17 protein-coding genes are annotated in these 19479 nt (G+C 70.3%); 12 read left to right on the plus strand and 5 right to left on the minus strand.

All coding sequences use genetic code 11. The features are described from left to right. The first annotated feature begins 32 nt into the window (after nucleotides 1-32). From ACTWPT_RS05255 to ACTWPT_RS05265, 3 genes are all read left to right on the plus strand, one after another. Nucleotides 33-899 (plus strand): ferric reductase-like transmembrane domain-containing protein, encoded by an 867-nt coding sequence (locus ACTWPT_RS05255; protein WP_443176089.1) that lies wholly within the window; start codon nucleotides 33-35, stop codon nucleotides 897-899. A 28-nt stretch (nucleotides 900-927) separates the two neighbouring features. Continuing rightward, nucleotides 928-2559, plus strand: coding sequence for an NADH-ubiquinone oxidoreductase-F iron-sulfur binding region domain-containing protein (locus ACTWPT_RS05260; RefSeq protein WP_443176090.1), 1632 nt, complete (start codon nucleotides 928-930; stop codon nucleotides 2557-2559). Nucleotides 2560-2648: 89 nt separating this feature from the next. Next, entirely contained in the window at nucleotides 2649-4079 is a 1431-nt protein-coding gene (locus tag ACTWPT_RS05265; protein ID WP_443176091.1) for an FAD-binding oxidoreductase, read from the plus strand. Here the strand turns inward: ACTWPT_RS05265 and ACTWPT_RS05270 are convergent. Then, the gene (locus ACTWPT_RS05270; protein WP_443176092.1) at nucleotides 4076-4777 is read right to left on the minus strand and encodes a L,D-transpeptidase family protein; all 702 of its coding nucleotides are present in this window, start codon (nucleotides 4775-4777) and stop codon (nucleotides 4076-4078) included. The two genes, ACTWPT_RS05265 and ACTWPT_RS05270, sit on opposite strands and share 4 nt — an antisense overlap. Nucleotides 4778-5002: 225 nt before the next feature. Between ACTWPT_RS05270 and ACTWPT_RS05275 the strand changes: the two genes are divergently transcribed. The 4 genes from ACTWPT_RS05275 to ACTWPT_RS05290 all read left to right on the plus strand — a co-directional run bounded on the left by ACTWPT_RS05275 (nucleotide 5003) and on the right by ACTWPT_RS05290 (nucleotide 7756). Then, nucleotides 5003-5650 (plus strand): HAD family hydrolase, encoded by a 648-nt coding sequence (locus ACTWPT_RS05275; protein WP_443176093.1) that lies wholly within the window; start codon nucleotides 5003-5005, stop codon nucleotides 5648-5650. Between the two features lie 94 nt (nucleotides 5651-5744). Further along, entirely contained in the window at nucleotides 5745-6254 is a 510-nt protein-coding gene (locus tag ACTWPT_RS05280) for a DUF6912 family protein (protein ID WP_443176094.1), read from the plus strand. A 73-nt stretch (nucleotides 6255-6327) separates the two neighbouring features. Continuing rightward, nucleotides 6328-6954, plus strand: coding sequence for an HAD family hydrolase (locus tag ACTWPT_RS05285; RefSeq protein WP_443176095.1), 627 nt, complete (start codon nucleotides 6328-6330; stop codon nucleotides 6952-6954). 94 nt (nucleotides 6955-7048) lie between these two features. After that, nucleotides 7049-7756 (plus strand): HAD family hydrolase, encoded by a 708-nt coding sequence (locus ACTWPT_RS05290; protein WP_443176096.1) that lies wholly within the window; start codon nucleotides 7049-7051, stop codon nucleotides 7754-7756. Nucleotides 7757-7944: 188 nt separating this feature from the next. On the opposite strand, the gene ACTWPT_RS05295 is transcribed toward ACTWPT_RS05290, so the two are convergent. Continuing rightward, nucleotides 7945-9504 carry a penicillin-binding transpeptidase domain-containing protein gene (locus ACTWPT_RS05295; RefSeq protein ID WP_443176097.1) on the minus strand — a complete coding sequence of 520 codons (1560 nt, stop codon included), beginning with the start codon at nucleotides 9502-9504 and terminating at the stop codon, nucleotides 7945-7947. Nucleotides 9505-9591: 87 nt separating this feature from the next. On the opposite strand from ACTWPT_RS05295, the gene ACTWPT_RS05300 reads away from it, so the two are divergent. Genes ACTWPT_RS05300 through ACTWPT_RS05310 form a run of 3 tightly spaced genes read left to right on the plus strand, consistent with a single transcriptional unit; the run spans nucleotide 9592 to nucleotide 13390 of the window. Further along, nucleotides 9592-10509, plus strand: coding sequence for a LysR family transcriptional regulator (locus ACTWPT_RS05300; protein ID WP_443176098.1), 918 nt, complete (start codon nucleotides 9592-9594; stop codon nucleotides 10507-10509). Further along, nucleotides 10506-11363 (plus strand): serine hydrolase, encoded by an 858-nt coding sequence (locus ACTWPT_RS05305; RefSeq protein WP_443176099.1) that lies wholly within the window; start codon nucleotides 10506-10508, stop codon nucleotides 11361-11363. Before ACTWPT_RS05300 ends, ACTWPT_RS05305 begins: the two co-directional genes overlap by 4 nt. 59 nt (nucleotides 11364-11422) lie before the next feature. Further along, nucleotides 11423-13390 (plus strand): acetoacetate--CoA ligase, encoded by a 1968-nt coding sequence (locus ACTWPT_RS05310; RefSeq protein ID WP_443176100.1) that lies wholly within the window; start codon nucleotides 11423-11425, stop codon nucleotides 13388-13390. Here the strand turns inward: ACTWPT_RS05310 and ACTWPT_RS05315 are convergent. After that, a complete protein-coding gene (locus ACTWPT_RS05315) occupies nucleotides 13374-13544 on the minus strand; it encodes a hypothetical protein (RefSeq protein ID WP_443176101.1) in 171 nt (56 codons plus the stop codon). The two genes, ACTWPT_RS05310 and ACTWPT_RS05315, sit on opposite strands and share 17 nt — an antisense overlap. 84 nt (nucleotides 13545-13628) lie before the next feature. On the opposite strand from ACTWPT_RS05315, the gene ACTWPT_RS05320 reads away from it, so the two are divergent. Then, nucleotides 13629-15287, plus strand: a complete 1659-nt coding sequence (locus tag ACTWPT_RS05320; RefSeq protein WP_443176102.1) for an alkaline phosphatase D family protein — start codon at nucleotides 13629-13631, stop codon at nucleotides 15285-15287. A gap of 251 nt (nucleotides 15288-15538) precedes the next feature. Then, nucleotides 15539-16294: an SDR family NAD(P)-dependent oxidoreductase gene (locus ACTWPT_RS05325; protein WP_443176103.1), complete on the plus strand. Its 756-nt coding sequence runs from the start codon at nucleotides 15539-15541 to the stop codon at nucleotides 16292-16294. Nucleotides 16295-16327: 33 nt separating this feature from the next. On the opposite strand, the gene ACTWPT_RS05330 is transcribed toward ACTWPT_RS05325, so the two are convergent. Together ACTWPT_RS05330 and ACTWPT_RS05335 are read right to left on the minus strand one after the other, a co-directional pair. Beyond that, nucleotides 16328-17155, minus strand: a complete 828-nt coding sequence (locus ACTWPT_RS05330; protein ID WP_443176104.1) for a FadR/GntR family transcriptional regulator — start codon at nucleotides 17153-17155, stop codon at nucleotides 16328-16330. Between the two features lie 78 nt (nucleotides 17156-17233). Next, entirely contained in the window at nucleotides 17234-19459 is a 2226-nt protein-coding gene (locus ACTWPT_RS05335) for a hypothetical protein (RefSeq protein WP_443176105.1), read from the minus strand. Nucleotides 19460-19479 lie beyond the last annotated feature (20 nt).

Consider the following 19479-nt stretch of genomic DNA (forward strand, 5'->3'; position numbering starts at 1 on the left):
TCGCACCCTCACTCGACCTTGGAGGGAAATAGATGCTCCACAGACGACACCCCCGGCACGCGCCGACGAAGCTGGACACCCGAAGCGTCCGGCTGGGAGCCAGTGCGTCCATCATGGCCCTCCTGCTGTCGGCCTTCGCGCTGACCAGGACGGAACGCGGCATCGCGCTGCTCGGCCGTGGGGTGAGCTTCCTCGAGTACTACGCGGGCGTGTTCGCCCTGGTGCTGCTGACCGCGACGGTCGCGCTCGGCATCATCACCACGGAACGCGTCTTCCTGTCGCCGGCCAACCGGGTCAGGGCACAGCTCGCGCACCGGGCCACCGCCCTCATCGGGCTGGCCTATCTGGTCACGCACATCTCACTCATGATCAGTCTGGGGCACGTGCCGCTGGGGGCCGCGGTCGTGCCGTTGGCCGGGATCTACGTGGCACTGGGGACGCTGGCCTTCGATCTGATGATCGTGGCCGTGGTCACGGGAATGCTCAGGGGGCACTTCGCCGTACGGGCCAAGCCGTGGATGTGGCGGGTGCTGCACTCGTCCGCCTACGTGGCTTGGCCCGTCGGCATCATGCACGGGCTGACGGCCGGCCGGCCGCCGGCCGGATGGGTGGCCTGGTCCTACGTGGCCAGCCTGGCGGCGGTCGGCGGGGCGCTGATCGTGCGCGTGCTGGCCTCGCTGCGCCGGCCACCGGTCGCACCCGAGATGGTCGAAGGGCCTGCGGTGTCCTCACCCGCCGCCGTGGGCGTGCCCGCCGAGCGGATTGAGAAGGTCGCGACGCGGAACGCGGCCGCCGCTGAGGCCGCCAGGGCGGCCGCCGAGTCCGCCGCTGGGGCCGCCAGAACGAACGCACCGGTGAGCCTCGCCGAGGCTCGACGCAGATACCGGGAGGCCGGATGAACCCCGACGTCATCGCGAAGGAGCGACCGTGATTCCGGCTCGAGTGCCACGGGTGTTACGCATGGGTCCGGCCCGGCTGACCGCCGGGCTCGACCACTGTCGCCGCCTCGACCTGCCCGCCCACCGCACGCTCCACGGCGTCGTGGAGCCACGCACGCTGGACGAGCTCATGTCGTACGCCAACGATGTGGACATGCGCGGGCGAGGCGGCGCCGCCTTCCCGTTCGCGCGCAAGCTGCGGGCCGTCGCCGACGCGGTGGGCTCGGGCGGTGAGTGCGTCGTCCTCATCAACGGAGCCGAGGGTGAGCCGGCCAGCTCCAAGGACGCCATGCTGCTCACCCGCAACCCCCACCTGGTCCTCGACGGCGCGGTGCTGGCCGCCGAGGCGCTGGGCGCCCGCGAGGTGGTGCTCGCCACGGCCGGGGGCGAGGTCGCCGAGGCGTCCGTCGCCGCCGCCGTGGCCGAGCGCCGGGCCGCGAACGTGTCCGGGGGCGCCGAGAGCCGGGTGCCGATCCGCGTGGTGGGCATCAAGGAACGGTTCATCTCCGGGGAGGGCGGCGCGCTCGTCAATGCCGTGAACGGCGAGAACGGCATCCCGCCCGGCCGCAAGCGGCGGGCCGCGCAGAGCGGCGTGGACGGGCTGCCGACGCTGCTGTCCAACACGGAGACGTACGCGCAGCTCGCGCTGCTCGCCGAGTACGGGCCGCAGAAGTACGCCGAGATCGGCACCAGCAAGGAGCCCGGCACGATCCTGCTCACCGTCAGCGGCGGCGCGGCCCACGGGGCGGTCATCGAGACGCCGACCGGCACCATGCTGGCCGACGTGCTCGACCTGTGCGAGGCCGACATCGGCGACGGCGTGCTCATAGGCGGCTACCACGGCGCGTGGTTGTCGGCCGAGGCCGTCCAGACGGCCGTGATCTCGCGTGAGGGCATGAAGGCGGCCGGGGCCACCCTGGGGGCCGGGATCATCGTCCCGCTCGGCGAGTCCACGTGCTCACTGGGCGAGGCCGCCAGGGTCGCCTCCTACCTGGCCGCCGAGTCGGCGGGTCAGTGCGGCCCGTGCCGCCTCGGCCTGCCGGACGTGGCCAGGCTCATGTGCGATCTCGTCGAGGGCAAGGGGTCCGTGGACGCGATCCGGCGGTCCGTACGCCTGGTCGAGCGGCGCGGCGCGTGCTTCCACCCGGACGGCACGGCGAAGTTCGTGTTGTCGGCGCTGGACTCGTTCGAGAGCGAGATCGCGATCCACATGGAGCACGGCTCGTGCGGACGGCCGGTGCGCGGCGTGCTGCCGATGCCCGAGCGCGAGGAAGAGATCTCCTACCGCCTGGAGGTGGACTGGTCCCGCTGCCAGGGACACGGGCTGTGCGCGCACCTGCTGCCCGAGTTCGTGGACCTGGACGACTACGGGTTCCCGTCGTTCAGGGGCGTCCCCGGGTGGATGGCCAAGGAGGCGCGGCGGGCGGTCGAGATGTGCCCGGCGCTGGCCCTGCGGCTGTCCTCTAGCAGCGGGGACGGGCACGGCGGACCGGGACCGAAGACGAGCGGGTCGCCGTTGCGGCTGGTCAAGGACGGCATGATGAAAGCAGGTTCGAGTGTGCCAAGGCTGACGCGGGTAGGCGCCGCTCCGAGCGTGAGAGCCCGAGGGACGGCCGGATGAACTCTGGGTAACGCAAGGGTCGTGCCGAACCCGGTGGACCATCCGGGCGTCTCACCAGTCGATTGACGTCGATGACGAGGGAGGCGCTGATGGACCGCTGGGATGTGCCATGCCGGGAGACGCCCGTGGACCGGCGTGGTTTCCTGCGTGCCGCCGCGCTGGCCCCGCTGGTGATGCTGGCCGCGCCGCCGCCCGACTGGGCGCGGTTGCGCCGGCGGCTGGCGGGGACGCTCGTGCTGCCGGGCGATGCGGGATACGCCGCCGCCCGCCGCCTGTACAACCCGGCCTACGACCGGATCAGGCCGGGCGGGGTCGTGTACGCCGAGAACGCGGCCGACGTGGCGGCGTGCCTGGCGTTCGCGCGGGCCAACCGCGTGCCCGTCACCGCCCGCTCCGGCGGCCACTCGTACGCGGGCTGGTCCACCGGCACCGGGCTGGTGATCGACCTGTCCAGGATGCGCTCGGTCGCCTACGCGAACGGCCGGGCCACGATCGGCGCGGGCGCCAAGCTGATCGACGTCTACGACCGCCTCTCCCGGCACGGCGTGAGCGTGCCCGCGGGCACCTGCCCCACGGTGGGGATCAGCGGACTCACGCTGGGCGGCGGGCTCGGGGTCGTGTCTCGCAAGCACGGCCTCACCTGCGACGTCCTGGAGTCGGTACGGGTCGTCACGGCGGACGGCCGGGTCCTGGACTGTGACGCCACCCGCAATCCCGGGCTGTTCTGGGCCTGCAGGGGCGGTGGCGGCGGCAACTTCGGCGTGGCCGTGTCCTTTACGTTCCGGACTTTCGAGACAGGCGACGCGACCGTGTTCTTCCTGCACTGGCCCTGGTCCAGGGCGCGGGCGGCGGTGCGCGCGTGGCAGTCGTGGGCCCCGTCGGCGCCCGACGAGCTGTGGTCGTCGCTGCACCTGGCGCGGTCGGGGAGCGGCCTGGACGTGGAGCTCGCCGGCACGTACCTCGGCCGCAAGTCCTCGCTCGACCGGCTGCTGGCCCAGCTCGTGAGGCAGATCGGCCGGCCCTCGTCGCGCTCGGCGCGGACGGTCTCCCATATGGAGGCCATGAAGATCATGGGCGGCTGCTCGTCGCGGTCGGTGGCCGAGTGCCGGAGGATCCCGCGGACGACGTTCTCCGCCAAGTCGCACATGGCGTACCGAAGTCTGCCCGAGGACGGGATCCGGGCGCTGGTGAACGGGGTGGCTCGCGGCGGGCGGCACATGGTGCTGATGGACGCCATGGGAGGCGCGATCCGCCGGGTGGATCCGACGGCCACGGCGTTCCCGCATCGGGCAGCGCTTTTCAGCGTTCAGTATTACCAGGACGGAATGGATCGGTCGTGGCTGCGCACACTACACGACGACATGTCCAAATATTTCGGGATTAATGCGTACGTGAATTACACCGACCCTGATCTGAAAAATTGGCGTACCGCGTATTACGGGCCGAATGCGGCGCGGCTGGCCGAGGTGAAGGCCACCTACGACCCCGGCAGGCTCTTCCGGCTCCCTCAAGGCTTTTAGATCTTGCCGCGCACGTACACGCGGTCGCCGACCCCGACGATCTCGTACAGGCGCTGGGAGACGGCTATCGGCAGGCGTACGCAGCCGTGCGAGGCGGGCCACAGCGGCACCCGCGTCGCGCCGTGCATCGCGACGCCGCCGACGAAGTAGAGCGAATTGAACATCGCGCCCAGCCGCCCGGTCGTCCAGCCGGGCGCCCGCCGCGTGACGCGGAAGTCCCCGACCGGGGTGACCGCGTTCCCGCAGTGCCCGTTGAGGCAGTACGGCACCTCGGCGCCGGAGGAGATGTGCGAGATCAGGACCGGCCGGTCGTGGCGGTAGACGGTGAGCAACTGGTCGCGCAGGTCGATCTCGACCCTGTTCGCACCCCCGTTGGGCACCATGGGGCGGTTGTGGCTCGGCCCCTCCAGCGCCTTCCAGACCTCCGGGCCGACCGCGCCGTTCGGCTTCAGCCGGCCGGTCTTCTGCAGGGCCCAGACCGCGAACAACGTCTGCTCGTCGTAGACGCCGTTGATCTTGCCGTAGTAATAGCCGCGGTTGTGCAACCGCTGCTGCAGCAGCGTGACGCTCTCGCCGCGATCGCCGGGCTCCAGGACCACCGTCCCGGTCTCCGTGTCCGCCGCGGCGGGCGTGCTCACCAAGAAAGGCAGGCCGCAGCCGAGAACCAGAGCGGCGATTCCCCGTACTTTTATGCTCATATATCGACGGGTACCCGGATCGCCGAGAATCCATCTCCAATAGAGGTTTTGCCAAGCAAAAGCTCGTCGATCTAATGAATCCCGCTAAATGCGTCATTTCGGAAAATGGGTCGCGAGCGGGCCGACCCGCCAGGCGACCGCCATCGGCGTCGAGGGGCATGTCGCCGGGCCAGCCGATCCCGCGGAGGTCTTACCCTAGAACGAGATTCGAGCCAGGAGGTGTCTGTGGTCACGGGTGTGCTGATCGACTGGGGTGGGGTGCTCACGACCAGCCTCTCCGACGCCATCGCCAAATGGATCGAAGCGGACCGGATCGACGGCGAGCACTACCGCCACGTGATGCGCGAGATGGTCGACCACGCCTACAACGGCGACGGGCACAGCACCATCCACGCGCTCGAACGGGGCGAGCTCGACGGGCCCTCCTTCGAGCGCGATCTCGCCGCCCGGCTGCTGACCGTGGACGGAGTGCCGCCGGTGGCCGAAGGGCTGCTCGCCCGCATGTTCGCGGGGTTCGAGCGGGTGGAGGCGATGTACGACATGCTGCGCGACGTACGCGAGCACGGCGTCAAGACGTGCCTGGTGTCCAACTCCTGGTCCAACGAATATCCCCGCGACGACTGGGACGGGCTCTTCGACGCAGTGGTGATCTCCGGCGAGATCGGCATGCGCAAGCCCGAGCCGCGCATCTTCCACTACGCGCTCGACCAGGTCGGGCTGGCGGGCGAGGAGTGCGTGTTCATCGACGACATCGAGGCCAACATCGTGGCCGCCCGCACGCTCGGCATGACCGGGATCCACCACCGCGACACGGACACGACCATCACGGAACTCGAGACTCTCCTCCGCCTCACGTTGCGGCGGGCATCATAGTGACCTCAAAGCCTGAGACGGATCCGCGGCGAAGCGAGGACCCCCGTCTCGGCGCGCCGAGCGGAGCTCGGCCAGAAAGCACGAAAGGTTCCTGATGCGCGTCTATCTGCCGTGCACCCTCCCGGCCCTGGCCACGGCCGTCAAAGTCGGAGAGCTGGGCCCAGCCCCGCTGACCGGCTACGCGGTGACCCCCGCGCTGACCGAGTGGTACGCCTCGGGTGACACCGAAGAGCTCGAATACGTCGCACTGACCGAGGCGGCCCGCGCCTCGCTGCGGATGCTGGCCGCCGACCGCGCCGACGGCGTCGCGGCCGCGCCCCGCCGGGTGGTGGTCGCGGCCGAGGTGCCGGATCGCGCGGTCTCCGCGGGCGTCGATCTCGAGGAACGCGCGCGGGTGCGGCTCTCCGAGCCGGTTCCGGTGGCCAAGGTGGCCTCGGTGCACATCGACGACCCCGGCGCGACGCCCGACATCGAGGCAGCGATCGCGGCGTTGCCCGCCGCCGACGAGGGCGACGACGACGCCCGGTTCACGGTGGACGGGGCGGAGGCCCACGAGCTCATGTGGTACGCGACGCAAGAGATCCCGGACCTGCTGAGATCATGACATGCTCTACGACCGGTCGCGGCCCCTCGCCGTTCACTGGAATGTCACAGCCACCCACTAGGCTGGACGCGAAATGACGAAGCACATTATCTGGGATTGGAACGGCACGCTTTTCCACGACATCGACGCCGTGGTCGGGGCCACCAACGAAGTCTTCAAACCGTACGCGCTGCCCGCGCTGACCGCCGACGGCTTCCGAGCCGTCTACACGCGACCCATCTGGGTCGCCTACGAGCGCCTGCTGGGCCGCCCGCTCGCCGAGGGCGAGTGGGAGCTGCTCGACGACGGGTTCCACGAGCATTACTACCGGTTGAGCGTCGCCTGCGGGCTGGCCGCCGACGCCGAGCTCGTGCTGACCGGCTGGACCGGCACCCAGTCGCTCTGCTCGATGGCGCCGCACGCGCATCTCGTGCCCAAGGTCGAATCGTTCGGCATCAACAGGCACTTCACCAGGATCGACGGGCTGCTCGGCACCACGGGTGGCGAGAAGGCCGCGCACATGACCCTGCACATAGGTGCCATAGGCGTGGACCCGGGCGAGATCCTGGTGATCGGCGACAGCGTGGACGACGGGCTCGCAGCCAAGCACGTGGGGGCCAAGGCCGTGCTCTACACCGGCGGCATGACGACGCGGGCGGAGCTGGAGAGCACCGGGCTGCCGGTGGTCGACACCTTGGCCGACGCTCTCGATTACGCATAACCCGCGACCGAAATCGTCCAGATGGCGAACTTCGGCGGGGCGCCGCCCGTACTCTTTGCAGTGTCCCCCTCAGGAGGCCGCCATCAATCGCCTTGTGCTGTGGAACGTCGACCTGACCCTGGTCGACGTCGCCATCGTGTCCAGAGACGCCTACGCTGAGGCGTTCCGCGCCGTGACCGGCCGGCCGCTGGTCAAGCTCGTACCTCCGATGGGCCGCCCGGACTCCGAGATCGTGTTCGAGACCCTCGCCGTCAACGGGATCCTGGCCGAAGACGATCATCTGCCCCGGTTCCTGTCGGCGCTCGCCGCGGCCTTCGCCGACCGGCGCGGGCGGCTGGCCAAGGAGGGGCGGATGATGCCGGGGGCGAGGGACGCGTTGAAGTCGGTGTCCCGGCTGGACGGCGTGGTGCAGACCGTGCTGACGGGGACGATCAAGAGCAATGCCGTGCACAAGCTGACGGCGTTCGGGCTCGACAAGTACATCGACTTCGAGCTCGGAGGGTACGGCGAGGAGCCCTATCCGAAGGCGACGCTGCTGCAGGTCGCCCAAGGGCGGGCCAAGCAGCGGCTGGGGACCCCTTTCACGGCGGCCAACACCGTGATGATCGGGGACTCCACGCGGGACGTGCAGGCCGCCAAGATCGGCGGGGCCGCGGTGATCGGCGTCGCCTCGGGGCGCTCGATGTCCACCGAGCTCCGCGAGGCCGGTGCCGACCTGGTCCTGCCCGACCTGTCCAACGCCTCGGAGGTGGTGGCCGCGGTCGCCGGCCTCACTTCCCCAGCCGGCCGCAAAGCCGGCTGACCACCGGCGCAACGCCGGGTGACCTGCCTGCCCCACACCCTTGGCCCAGCCCGGACAGGGATCAGCGACCGCCGGCTTACCGTCCCGCGGGCCTACCAGGTGGCCTCCGCGCGGTCACACGGGCGGGCCGAACGGGGTCGGAGGGACGTGATCAGCAGGCCGGGAGGGACGTGACCAGCAAACCGGGGTCAGGGTAGGGCGTTGAGGAAGCGGGCCGCGACCGGGGCTGCGACGGCGGAGCCGGCGCCGGCGCCTTCGACGATCATCGCGAACGCCAGGTCGCCCTGGTAGCCGATGAACCACGAATGGGCCGGTGGTTCCTTGCCGGAGCCGTACTCCGCGGTGCCGGTCTTGCCGGCCGCGCCCGACGGGAAGCGTACGGCGTGCGCGGTGCCGTCCGTGACGACGGCGGGCATGAGCTTACGCAGGGCGGACACCACGCCGGGCTCCAAGGGCCGGGGCCGGGAGTCCTGGCCGGTCGGTTCCTCGGTGACGAGGCGGGGCGGGATCCAGGCGCCGGAGGCGATGGCGGCGGCCACCGAGGCCATGTTCAGCGGGCTCGCCAGCACCCGGCCCTGCCCGATGGAGGCGGAGGCCAGGTCGGTGTCGTCCTTGGGGTCGGGGAACTCGGCGCGTACGGCGGGCACCCCTGGCATGATCGCCGTCCCGAAGCCGAAGCTCTTGGCCACCTCTGCCAGCCGCCCGTCGTTCAGCGAGGTCACGGTCATCTCACCGAACGTCGTGTTGCACGAATGCGCGAACGCCTCCTGGAACGTCAACGTCCCGTAGTCCTTGAAGCCGGCGTTGTGGAAGGGGAAGCCGCCGATGTTCTGCTCGGCCGGGCACGTGACCTGCTCCCCCGGCGAGACCCCGCCCGCGACCAGCGCGGCGGCAGTGACGACCTTGAACGTCGACCCCGGCGGATACTTGCCGAGCAACGCCCGGTTGAACCCGCCCGGCTTGTTGACCACGGCCAGGATCTCCCCCGTCGACGCACGCAGCGCCACCAGCGAGGCCGGCTCGCGCACGCCGTCCAACGCCTCGGCTCCGGCGCGGTGGATCCCCAGGTCGAGCGTGGTCTTGAGCGGCCGGTTCCGGTCCGCCTCGACGACGGTCCTGACGGGCTCGTTCCCCTGGTAAAGGTCGATTCTGGAGCGACCGGAAGCCTTGAAGCGGTCGGGGTAGGTCTGCTTGACGCCTTCGACGAGTTGCTGCACCGAGCCGGGCGCGTCCGGGGTGTTGACCGGGGTGCCGTCGGCCGCCAGGACCTGCAGCGGCTCGCCCTTCTCGGCCACGACGCGCAGCGAGCGGCCCTGCTCGAGGAGGGGGTGCATAGTGGCGGGGGTCCAGGCGACCTTCCAGGTGCGGTCGCGTTCGACGAGCTCGATGCGCCCTGTGTAGGCCCAGTCGTGTCCGCCGATGAGCTTGGCTTGGAAGGTCACCACGTTCTCGGTGGAGGCGGAGCGAGGGCGGCGGAAGTCGGCCTGCGTGACCTTGAGGTCGGTACGGAAGCGCCTGTGCCGGGCCTCGAAGTCGGCGGGCGGGTCGGCGACGAGCGCCCGCATCACCGCGTAGTCCTGCGCGGTCCAGGCCGCCAGGTAGCTGTCGGCGGTCTCCTCCGGCGAGCCCTGCGTGCGCAGCGCCCAGATCACGCCTCCCGCCGCGACGGCCGGGACCAGGAGCCCCGCCGTGATCCACGGCCACCTGCGCGACCGCCGCCGTCGTATTGTCCCCGTTTGTGGTGCCATGCCCCAGAGAACACCAGAGGTGCAGCAAGAGTGTCCAATATTGATATAGCCGCCTCGTCGATATAAATCCAGATATAGTTGCTGGTCATGGACCTTGTCCGCCATCTTCGCTACTTCATCGCGGTGGCGGAGGAACTGCACTTCGGCAACGCCGCGATCCGGCTCGGCATGGCCCAGCCGCCGCTCAGCCAGCGCATCAAACGCCTGGAAGAGGAGCTCGGCACCCGCCTGTTCGACCGCTCGGCCCGCCAGGTACGCCTCACCGAAGCCGGCAGGCTGCTGCTCGGCGAGGCCCGCGAGATCGTGGCCAGGGTGGACCGCCTGCACGAGCTGGCCAGACACGGCGAGAACACAGTGCTCAAGGTCGGCGTCCCGCCCGACCTGGCCGCCGCCGTGATCGCCGCCCTGGTGGCGGACTTCCGCGAGAGCCATCCCGAGGTACGCCTCGTGCCCGCCGAGATCTGGACCGCCGACCAGGTGACCGCGCTGGCCGAGGGTGCGATCGACGTCGGGCTCGTCCGGCATCCGGTGACGGCGCCGGGACTGCGGTTCGGCGAGCCGCTCGTCCAGGTCCAGGGCGTGCTGCTGGCCGACGGGGACCCGCTGACCGGTATCGGCGAGGTGCACCTGGCCGATCTGGCCGGACGTGAGCTGCTGATGCCGCCCAAGGACGGCGAGCCCGGCATGCACGCCGAGACGTTGTCGGAGTGCCGCCGCCACGGCTACGTCCCCCCGCAGGTGCACGAGGGCGCGGGGCTCGGGCTGGTGCTGGCGGGCGCGGCGGTGGCGTTCGGGCCGAAGGTCGAGGTTCCGGGGCTGCTGTGGCGGCCGCTGCTAGGCTCGCCGATCGCGTGCCGGGTCTCCACGGCCTGGCGGGTGGCGACGGCTGCGGTGGACGATTTCTCGGCCGTGGCCGTACGGACGTTGAAGGAGAGCGCCGGGATGACGGACGAAGGCGCCGTGCCGGCGCGGCGGATCAGCCGCAGGCCGGGGATGCTGGCATGAGCGGACCTGACTTCGAGACGCTGTTCCGCATGGCGGGCGTCACCGGCTGGCTGTACGCGGCCGACATCGACTCCGGGCGTGACGTCGGGCACGGGGCCGACGAGCAGTTGCCCACGGCGTCGATGTTCAAGGTGCCGCTGCTGGTCGAGTTCTGCCGGCAGGCCGACGCCGGGCTGCTCGACCCCACGAGCAGGGTGACCGTGACGGCCGGCGACCGGGTGACGGGGCCGACGGGGATCTCGGCGATGCTCGACGACGTGACGATCTCGCTGCGCGACCTGGCGTACCTGATGATCGCGGTGAGCGACAACAGCTCGGCCGACATGTTGCTCAAGCGGGTCGGGATGGACGCGGTCAACGCGATGCTGGCGCGCCACGGGCTGGGCTCGACCCGGGTGTCACAGAGCAGCTGGGAGCTCAACGAGAGCATGCGCAGGGACACCGGCCACGGATGGCCGTATGTGGATCCTGACGAGGTGGCCGGGCTGAGCGCGCTCGACCCGGCGCGGGCGAACCGCAGCACTCCGCGCGAGATGGCCCGGCTGTTCGGACTGATCTGGCGCGACGAGGCGGCCTCCGTCGAGTCCTGCGCCTGGATGCGTACCGTCCTCAACATGCAGGTGTGGCCGCACCGGCTGGCCTCCGGCTTCCCGTACGACGACGTCGCGGTCAGCGGCAAGACCGGCACCTTGCCGACGCTGCGCACCGAGTCGGGCGTCGTCGAATATCCGGACGGCAGGCGCTACGCGGTGGCGGTCTTCACCCGCTCCTTCAGCACCGCGCTCAACCAGCCGCGTGCCGACGCCGTCATCGGCACGGCCGCGCGTATGGCGGTGGACCACCTACGGAGATAGTCAGTTATGTGGAGGGTACAGGTAGGTCACTCCACTTATCGGGCGACAGGATGGGGCACATGGTTGCTGAGGGCGAGCTTCTCTGGGAGCCGAGCGAAGAGGTGGTCGGAAGGGCCCGGCTGACCCGCTATCTGGAGTGGCTGGGGCGGCGGGAGGAGTCCTACGAGGACGCGTGGCGGTGGTCGGTCGATCACCCCGAGGAGTTCTGGACGTCGATCTGGGACTACTTCGACGTGATCGGGGAGCGCGGCCACGGGCCGGTGTTGTCCGGGACGATGCCCGGGGCTCAGTGGTTCGCCGGGAGCTCGCTCAATTACGCGGAGAACGCGCTGCGCCGTACCGAGGGCACGGCTCTGGTCTTCGTCTCCGAGGACGGCGCCCGCCAGGAGCTGAGCTGCGCCGAGCTGCGCGTTGAGGTCGCCCGCGTGCGTGCCGGGCTGGTCCGGCTCGGCGTGATGCGGGGCGACCGGGTGGCCGGTTACCTGCCGAACATCCCTCAGGCCCTGATCGCCTTCCTCGCCACCGCGTCGCTGGGCGCGATCTGGTCGGCCGGCTCGCCCGACTTCGGGGTGCCGAGCATCGTCGACCGGTTCAAGCAGATCGAGCCGAAGGTGCTGATCGCGGTCGACGGCTACCACTACAACGGCAAGAGCTACGACCGCTCGGCCGCGGTCAACGAGATCGCCGCCGAGTTGCCCTCGCTGCGTGCCACCGTGTGGATCCCTTACCTGGCGGCGGCCGACGAGGGCCGCGCGCCACAGCAGGCCGAGCCCACCCCGGCGCACACCCAGGAGATGCCGCACGGCGAGGTGATCGGCTGGGAGGGGCTGCGGGCCGAGGAGGGGCCGCTGGAGTTCGAGCGGGTGCCGTTCGACCATCCCCTGTGGATCCTCTACTCCAGCGGTACGACCGGGTTGCCCAAGCCGATCGTGCACGGCCACGGCGGGGTCGTGCTGGAGCACCTCAAGTCGCTCGCCTTCCACCAGGACCTGGGCGAGGGCGATGTGTTCTTCTGGTACACCACCACGGGCTGGATGATGTGGAACTACCTCATCGGCGCCCTGCTGGTGGGGGCGACGCCCGTGATGTACGACGGCTCGGCCACCCATCCGTCGCCGGCCGCGCTGTGGCGGATCGCCGGCTCGGAGGGCGTGACGTACTTCGGGGTTGGAGCGCCGTACATCATGGCCTCGTTGAAGGCCGCCGTGCGGCCGTCCGGGCTGGAGCGGCTGCGTGGCGTCGGCTCGACCGGGTCCCCGCTGCCGCCCGAGGGGTTCGCGTGGGTGGCGGCCGAGCTGCCCGGGGTCCCGATCGGGTCGTTCTCCGGCGGCACGGACGTGTGCACCGGGTTCGTAGGGGCGACCATGTTGCATCCGATCAGGGCGGGGATCATCCCGTGCCGGTCGCTGGGCGCGAAGGTGGAGTCGTACGATCCCACGGGCAAGCCGGTGGTCGGCGAGGTGGGCGAGCTGGTGCTGACGCAGCCGATGCCGTCGATGCCGGTGATGTTCTGGAACGACCCCGGCGGCGAGCGGTACGCCGAGAGCTACTTCGACGTCTATCCGGGCGTGTGGCGGCACGGCGACTGGATCAAGATCAATGAGGACGGCAGCTGCGTGATCTACGGCCGCTCCGACTCGACCCTCAACCGGGGCGGGGTCCGGATGGGCACCAGCGAGTTCTACCGCGTCGTCGAGCGGTTCGAGGCGATCGCCGACAGCCTCGTGATCGACACGGGCCAGCTCGGGCAGGAAGGGCGGCTGCTCCTGTACGTGACGCTCGCCGAGGGCGCCGAGCTCACCGAGTCGCTGGAACGCGAGCTCTGCGCGGCCCTGCGCGAGGAGCTGTCACCCCGGCACGTGCCGAACGAGATCCGCGTGGTCCCCGGCATCCCCCGCACCCTGTCGGGGAAGAAGCTGGAGGTGCCGGTACGCAAGATCCTGCTCGGCACGCCGGTGGAGGAGGCCGCCAATCCCGACGCCATGGCCAACCCCGAGGTGCTCCAGCACTTCAGGCCGCGGACCTGAGCGGCAGGTGCTCGGTCGCCCGCACGCCGTAGCCGACGCGCGTGACGGCCAGGTCGTGCACCCAGCGGGCGACGTTCACACCGTTACGTCCTGGGCGGACACTGCCGATGATGATGCCAATCTCCGTCGACCAGCTCGGGGGATCATTTAGCACAAAGTAACGATATTTCAACCTCTTGATCACTTTCGGCTTCTGCAGTCATGGTGGGGTAGGCCCATGATCGACAGGAGCTCGCGCATGAACAGGTACAGCCGTCGAGGATTCCTCACAGCGACGCTGGTGGCGGGCTCGGCCGCCGCAATACCGGGCTGGGCGGGGACGGGAACGGCGGCTGCCGCGAGCACCCCGTTCACCCTTGGGGTGGCGTCGGGCGATCCGGCGCCCGACGGGGTCGTGTTATGGACCAGGCTGGCTCCTGAGCCGCTTGCCGTGGACGGCCGCGGCGGTATGCCAGAGCAGGCCGTACAGGTGCAGTGGCAGGTCGCCACCGATGACCGGTTCCGGCGTGTCGTTCGCGAGGGGATCAGCCTGGCCAGACCGGAGCGTGGGCACAGCGTGCACGTTGAGCTGCACGGCCTGCGTCCCGGCAGGGAATACTTCTATCGGTTCCGCGCGGGCGGCGAGATCAGCCCGGTCGGCCGGACCAAGACCGCGCCTGCGCCGGGGGCGGACCTGAGCGCCCTGGCCTTCGCCTTCGTCTCCTGTCAGTGCTGGTACGAGGGCTTCTACACCGCCTACCGGCACCTGGCCCAGGAGGACCTGGACGTGGTCCTCCACCTCGGCGACTACATCTACGAGTACGGCGTGGGCGCCACCGGCGGGGTGCGCGGGGTCAGCCTGCCCGAGCAGTACCTGAAGGAGACCTTCACCCTGACGGAGTACCGCAACCGGCACGCCCTCTACCGGACCGACCCTGACCTGCAGGCCGCGCACGCGGCGTTCCCCTGGATGGTGACGGTCGACGACCACGACGTGGAGAACAACTGGGCCAAGGACATCTCCCAGATCGACACCGAGCCCGACCAGGACCCGCAGGTCTTCCTGCAACGGCGGGCCGCCGCCTTTCAGGCGTACTACGAGCACCTGCCGCTGCGCCGCGCCTCCATGCCCGGAGGGCCTGACATGCGGCTCTATCGGCGCGCGTCCTTCGGCAGGCTGGCGACCTTCAACGTGCTCGACACCCGCCAGTATCGCGACGACCAGCCGTGCGGCGACGGATTGGACGTCGGATGCGCGGACCGGCTGGACCCGAACCGGACGATGCTGGGCGCCAGGCAGGAGGAGTGGCTGCTCGGCGGCCTCGCGCGCTCGCGTACGACGTGGAACGTGCTGGCGCAGCAACTGCTCATGGCGCCGCTCGATCACGACGCCAGTCCCGACGTGCAGGCCTTCGGCATGGATCTGTGGGACGGCTACGCCTCCGCCCGCGCCCGGCTGCTGTCGGGGATGGTGGAGCACAACGTGCGCAATCCGGTGGTGCTGTCCGGTGACATCCACCGCAGCCTGGCGGCTGAGCTCAGGCCCGACTTCGACGACCCCAACTCTCCGGTCATGGGCGTGGAGTTCGCCGGGACCTCGATCGCCTCCGGTAAGGACGGCGCCGACCAGGACGGGCTCGGGCAGACGTTCCTCGCCGCCAATCCGCACCTGAAGTTCCACAACGTTCAGCGTGGCTACGTGCGCGCCACGGCGACTCCGGAGACGTTGACCGTCGACTACCGGATCGTGCCCTACGTGACGCGGCCGGGGGCGCCCATCTCGACTCGTGCGTCGTTCGCGGTGGAGGCGGGCAGCCCCGGCCTGCACCAGACGGCGGACAACCCGCCGATCGGCGTTCGGACCATTCCGGACGTGGCCGGCGAGCTGGACCATCTCGCCGAGCAACCGCAACGCTGACCACGTCGGGCAGGCGGGTGGGACGGCTTGCTTCCGCGGCCGCTCACCTGCCCGCCGGAGCGGACGCCACGTCCGCCGCGGTGACCCGGTGGCGGAGGCGTCACCCGCGTCGTGGACATGCACGGCCGCCTGGCCGGCTCCTCGGCCAAACCCCGCAGAGTCGGCGCCTCTCACCGGCTGGCCTCGAGGGAGAACACTCCTCTCCGGCGTAGGATCCTGGTTTGACCGGTCAAACCAGAGGAGAATGGATCATGCCCGTACTAGAGGGACGCTCCGCGTTGATCACCGGTGGCGCAGGAGACATCGGTGCCGCGATGGCCGCCGAGCTGACTCGCAGGGGAGCTCGCGTTACGCTCCTGGACGTGAAGTCGCCGGCCGAGGCCCGCCCGTGGATCGCCACCGCATCCGCGCACGGCAAGGTGGGCTATGTGCAGGCCGACGTGCGCGATCGGCCGTCCCTGGACGCCGCCGTCGACGAGGTCGGACATCTCGATATCGCAATCGCCAACGCCGGCGTCGTCAAATCCGCCCCGTTCCTGGAGATCTCTGTCGAGGATTGGGAACAACAGCTGGCGATCAACCTCACCGGCTGCTTCCACACGGCCCAGGCGTCCGCACGGCGCATGGTGGCCCAAGGATCTGGCGGGCGCATCGTGCTGACTGGATCCTGGGTCGGCGCGGTGCCGTGGCCGGAGATCGCGGCCTACAGCGCGTCGAAGGCCGGCGTGGCGATGCTCGCCCGGTCGATGGCCAAGGAGCTGGCACCGCACGGCATCCTCGTCAACGCCCTCGCGCCGGGAATCGTGGCCGCGGGCCTGGCCAAGTGGCAGTTCGACAACGAGCCCGCCTACGCCGCGCGGGCCGCCCAGGCCATTCCGCTGGGAGTTCCGCAATCCGCCGAGCAGGTGGCCAGGGTGGCCGCGTTCCTGTGCTCACCCGACGCCGACTACATCACCGGCACGACCCTGCTGGCCGACGGCGGCTGCTCACTGTTCAACCAGGACTGACCAGGAGTTGAAGATCAAAGTTGAAAACCGACCCTAGCGCTGACGGGAGTTGGGCTCCAGTCGCAGCAGGTCGTCGTCAGGGCCGTCGAGCGCGGTCAGCACCGATTCGATGATGCCGTCGAGTGACACACCCGGCCCCATCAGCCGGGTGAGCTCGCGGCGGGCGAGCGTGTCGAGCCCCTGGTCAAGGTCTTCGCCGTAGTGGTAGTGCGCCACTGACAGGTGGCCCTCCATGGCGCGGCGAGCCCGTTCGGTGTCGCGGTCGGCGATCGCCGCGAGGATGTCGTCGTGGTACGGGGCGCCCTCTCGGACGATCGTGGGGTCGGCGAGGCTGCGCAGCATGTATTCGAAGGTGAGCCCAGCGATCGACAGGAACATCACCTCCAGCACGGAGTTGCGGGCGGCCCGCGCGATGAGGATGTGGAAGGCGATGTCGGCGCGGGCCTTCTCGACGACGTTGCCGGCCTTCTCGAAAGCGCTCAGCATCTTGCGCAGCGCGGTCAGATCGTCCTCGGTCGCGTTTCGCGCGGCCAGCACGGCGGCGTGGGTCTCCAGCATGATCCGCGCGTCGGTCACCTCGCGCGGGGTGGCGTTGCGCCGGCGGTAATAGGCCTCCAGCGGGCGGATGCTGTCGACGCTGCTCGGCTCGCGGACGAACGTGCCGCGCCCGGGAATGACCCGGACCAGCCCACGCTCCTGTAGTTCCTTGATGACTTCACGCACGGAGGGGCGGCTGAGCCCGAAACGCTGGGCAAGCAGCCGCTCGGAGGGAAGCCGGCTGCCCGGGCTGATTTTCCCGGTGAGCAGGGCTTCCTCGAGATAGGCGGACAGCATGTCACGCGGAACGGCGTCAATCGTCACCGGTGATCCTCCCGACAGCACCCCGCGCGGTCAGACCGGATGCTATTTCCCGCCCCCGCCGGGGGCAAACGTCCCTGATCACGATAGCCGACGGTATGTAATGCGGACGGTGACGTCGTCGACCGCGGCCAGCGGGATCCGCCCGTCGGCGGGCGGCACCGCGCGGCCGTCGACGGTGATCTCGGTGGGCCGCTCCGCGGCCCCCTCGGGAAGGGGCAGGCTCAGGGAGAGCCGGTCCGGTGCCGGGTGGCTGTCGCCCTGGCGGGTGTAGCGGACGGTGACCGTGACCACGTCCGTGTGCTCGGTCGTGACGTGCAGGCTGACCGGCCCGAAGCGGGTGGCGCTGCGCTCCAGCTCGATGGTCTGACCGGCCCCGAACCACCCAGCCGGTACGGCAGGCAGCAGTTCGAGTGTGTCGTCCCGCTCGAACAGCAGCAGATGCCTGACCAGCCGCACGAATTCGGCCGAGGCCCAGTTGTGCGGCATATCTCCCCACAGCTGCCCGTTGCCGGTGGCGGTCAGCGACTGCTCCTCCCGCCATACGCGGGTGGGCGCGGCATGGTTGGCGAAGGCATAGAGGTAGTCGACCGCCTTGTCGGCACGGCCGGCGTAGAGCCACGCGTGCGCGGCGAACGAGGCGGCGTAGGGCCAGACGGCGCGGTAGGGCAACCAGCCGGTCTCGGCAGGAATCCCCTGCTCGTCATCGAGCGCGTCGAACAGCGCCAGCAGGTCGGTGACCACATGGTCGCCGGGCTCGAACACCTCGCCCGGCCAGATGGCCTGGCACAGCGCCCACGTGGCGCTGCCGGGTCGGATCCGATGCCATGCGGCCACGTCGGCCTCGACGGGACCCGCGTGGTAGTGATGTGAGCCGCTCTCCGGGTGGATCATGGGCAGGTACGCGAGTCCTTCCTCGCGGTGTCGGCGGGCCGCCTTGTCGAAGTTGGCGCGCAACTGGAGGTACTGCGCGTGAATCGCGTCGCGATCGGATGCGCGGCCGAGCATCGTCGCTCCCCTGACCGCGGCGCGCAGCCCCGCGAGCGTCCACAGCGTGGTGGTGTACTCCGCCCGTACGCCTGCCACTCCTCCGTCGGCGAACGCCGGCGGCATCAGGCCGTGCAGCGGGTGGCCGATGGGCAACGCGTCGGCCTGGCGGCGCAGGTCGGCGATGTGGTCGATGGCGCGCAGCACCACCGGCCAGTGCGAGCTGAGCGCGCCGCGCGGGTCGGTGCTGAGCTCCGACTGCCGCACCAGCGTCGCGATCGCGATCGCGGTCTCCTTGATGTGCGGTGCCAGCTCCAACCCGGTGATGGAGCCGTCGGGTCTGACCCGGCGCAGGAGCACTCGCACACCGGCGTCGGCGGCGGCGGCGAAGCCGAGGTAGCGGGCCGTCTCCAGGATGAAATGGCCGTCGACGATCCACAAGCCGCGGTAGACCGTGGCGCCCACCTGCGGCACCGGCAGCCCGTCGCGGATCTCCCGCGCCTGCAGCAGGTTGCGCACGCAGGCCACCAGCAGGTCCTGCACGGCCGGGTCGGGCACGGTGATCGGCAGCCGTAGCGCAGGAAGCTCGTCCCAGAAGGCGCGGGCACGGGTCAGGGCGGCCTCGGCCCAGGCCAGGTCCGCGATGGCGGGCGTCTCGGCCACGGCCGGCTGCGGCAGGACCAGCGCCCCGCCGGTACGCCCGCCTGGTCGCAGGATCTCGGGGGTGACGTCAAGACCGGTGGCCGGGTGGAATCCGGTCGGGTGGGCGAGATGGAGCCGTTGCGGCCGGTGGACCAGGGCGACAGGGCCGAGCGGCGTGCCGTCCTGCTCGGCGGTGTCGTCCATCCAGATCGGCTGGGCAGGAGCCTGCTCGGGCGCCACCGAGTAGGCGACGTGGAACGGTGTCGTGCCACCCGTCAGCACCGCGTCGCGGTCGTGGTGGTCGATGTGCAGTCCGGTGAGCACCTCGCCGTCGTCGCCGATGTGCGTCAGCTCCCACATCACGACATCGGCGCGGAAGCCGTCGTGCTCGTGGGCGAAGGCGGTCAGCGTGAGCTCCAGCCGGGGGTAGCGCATGGTGGTGACCACGATGGGGCGTGCGGCGGACTCGGTGCACTGGGTCACCGACACGGGCCGGTCGGCGGTCTGGGCGGAGAACTCCACGACGGTGGCGAAGTGCCAGGCCGCGAGGTGCGTCTGTGTGAAGCCGTAGAGCAGGGCGCCGTCCTCGCGGACCAGGGTCTTGTGCGGGTCGTCGGGCAGGCAGATCGCTGTCCAGCGCGACGGGGGCGCGAACCGGAAGTCGATGGCGTGGGACACGTACGGAGCCTTCCTTCTAA

It is taken from the genome of Nonomuraea sp. 3N208 (assembly GCF_052245935.1).
In the GTDB taxonomy this organism is placed as follows: Bacteria; Actinomycetota; Actinomycetes; order Streptosporangiales; family Streptosporangiaceae; genus Nonomuraea.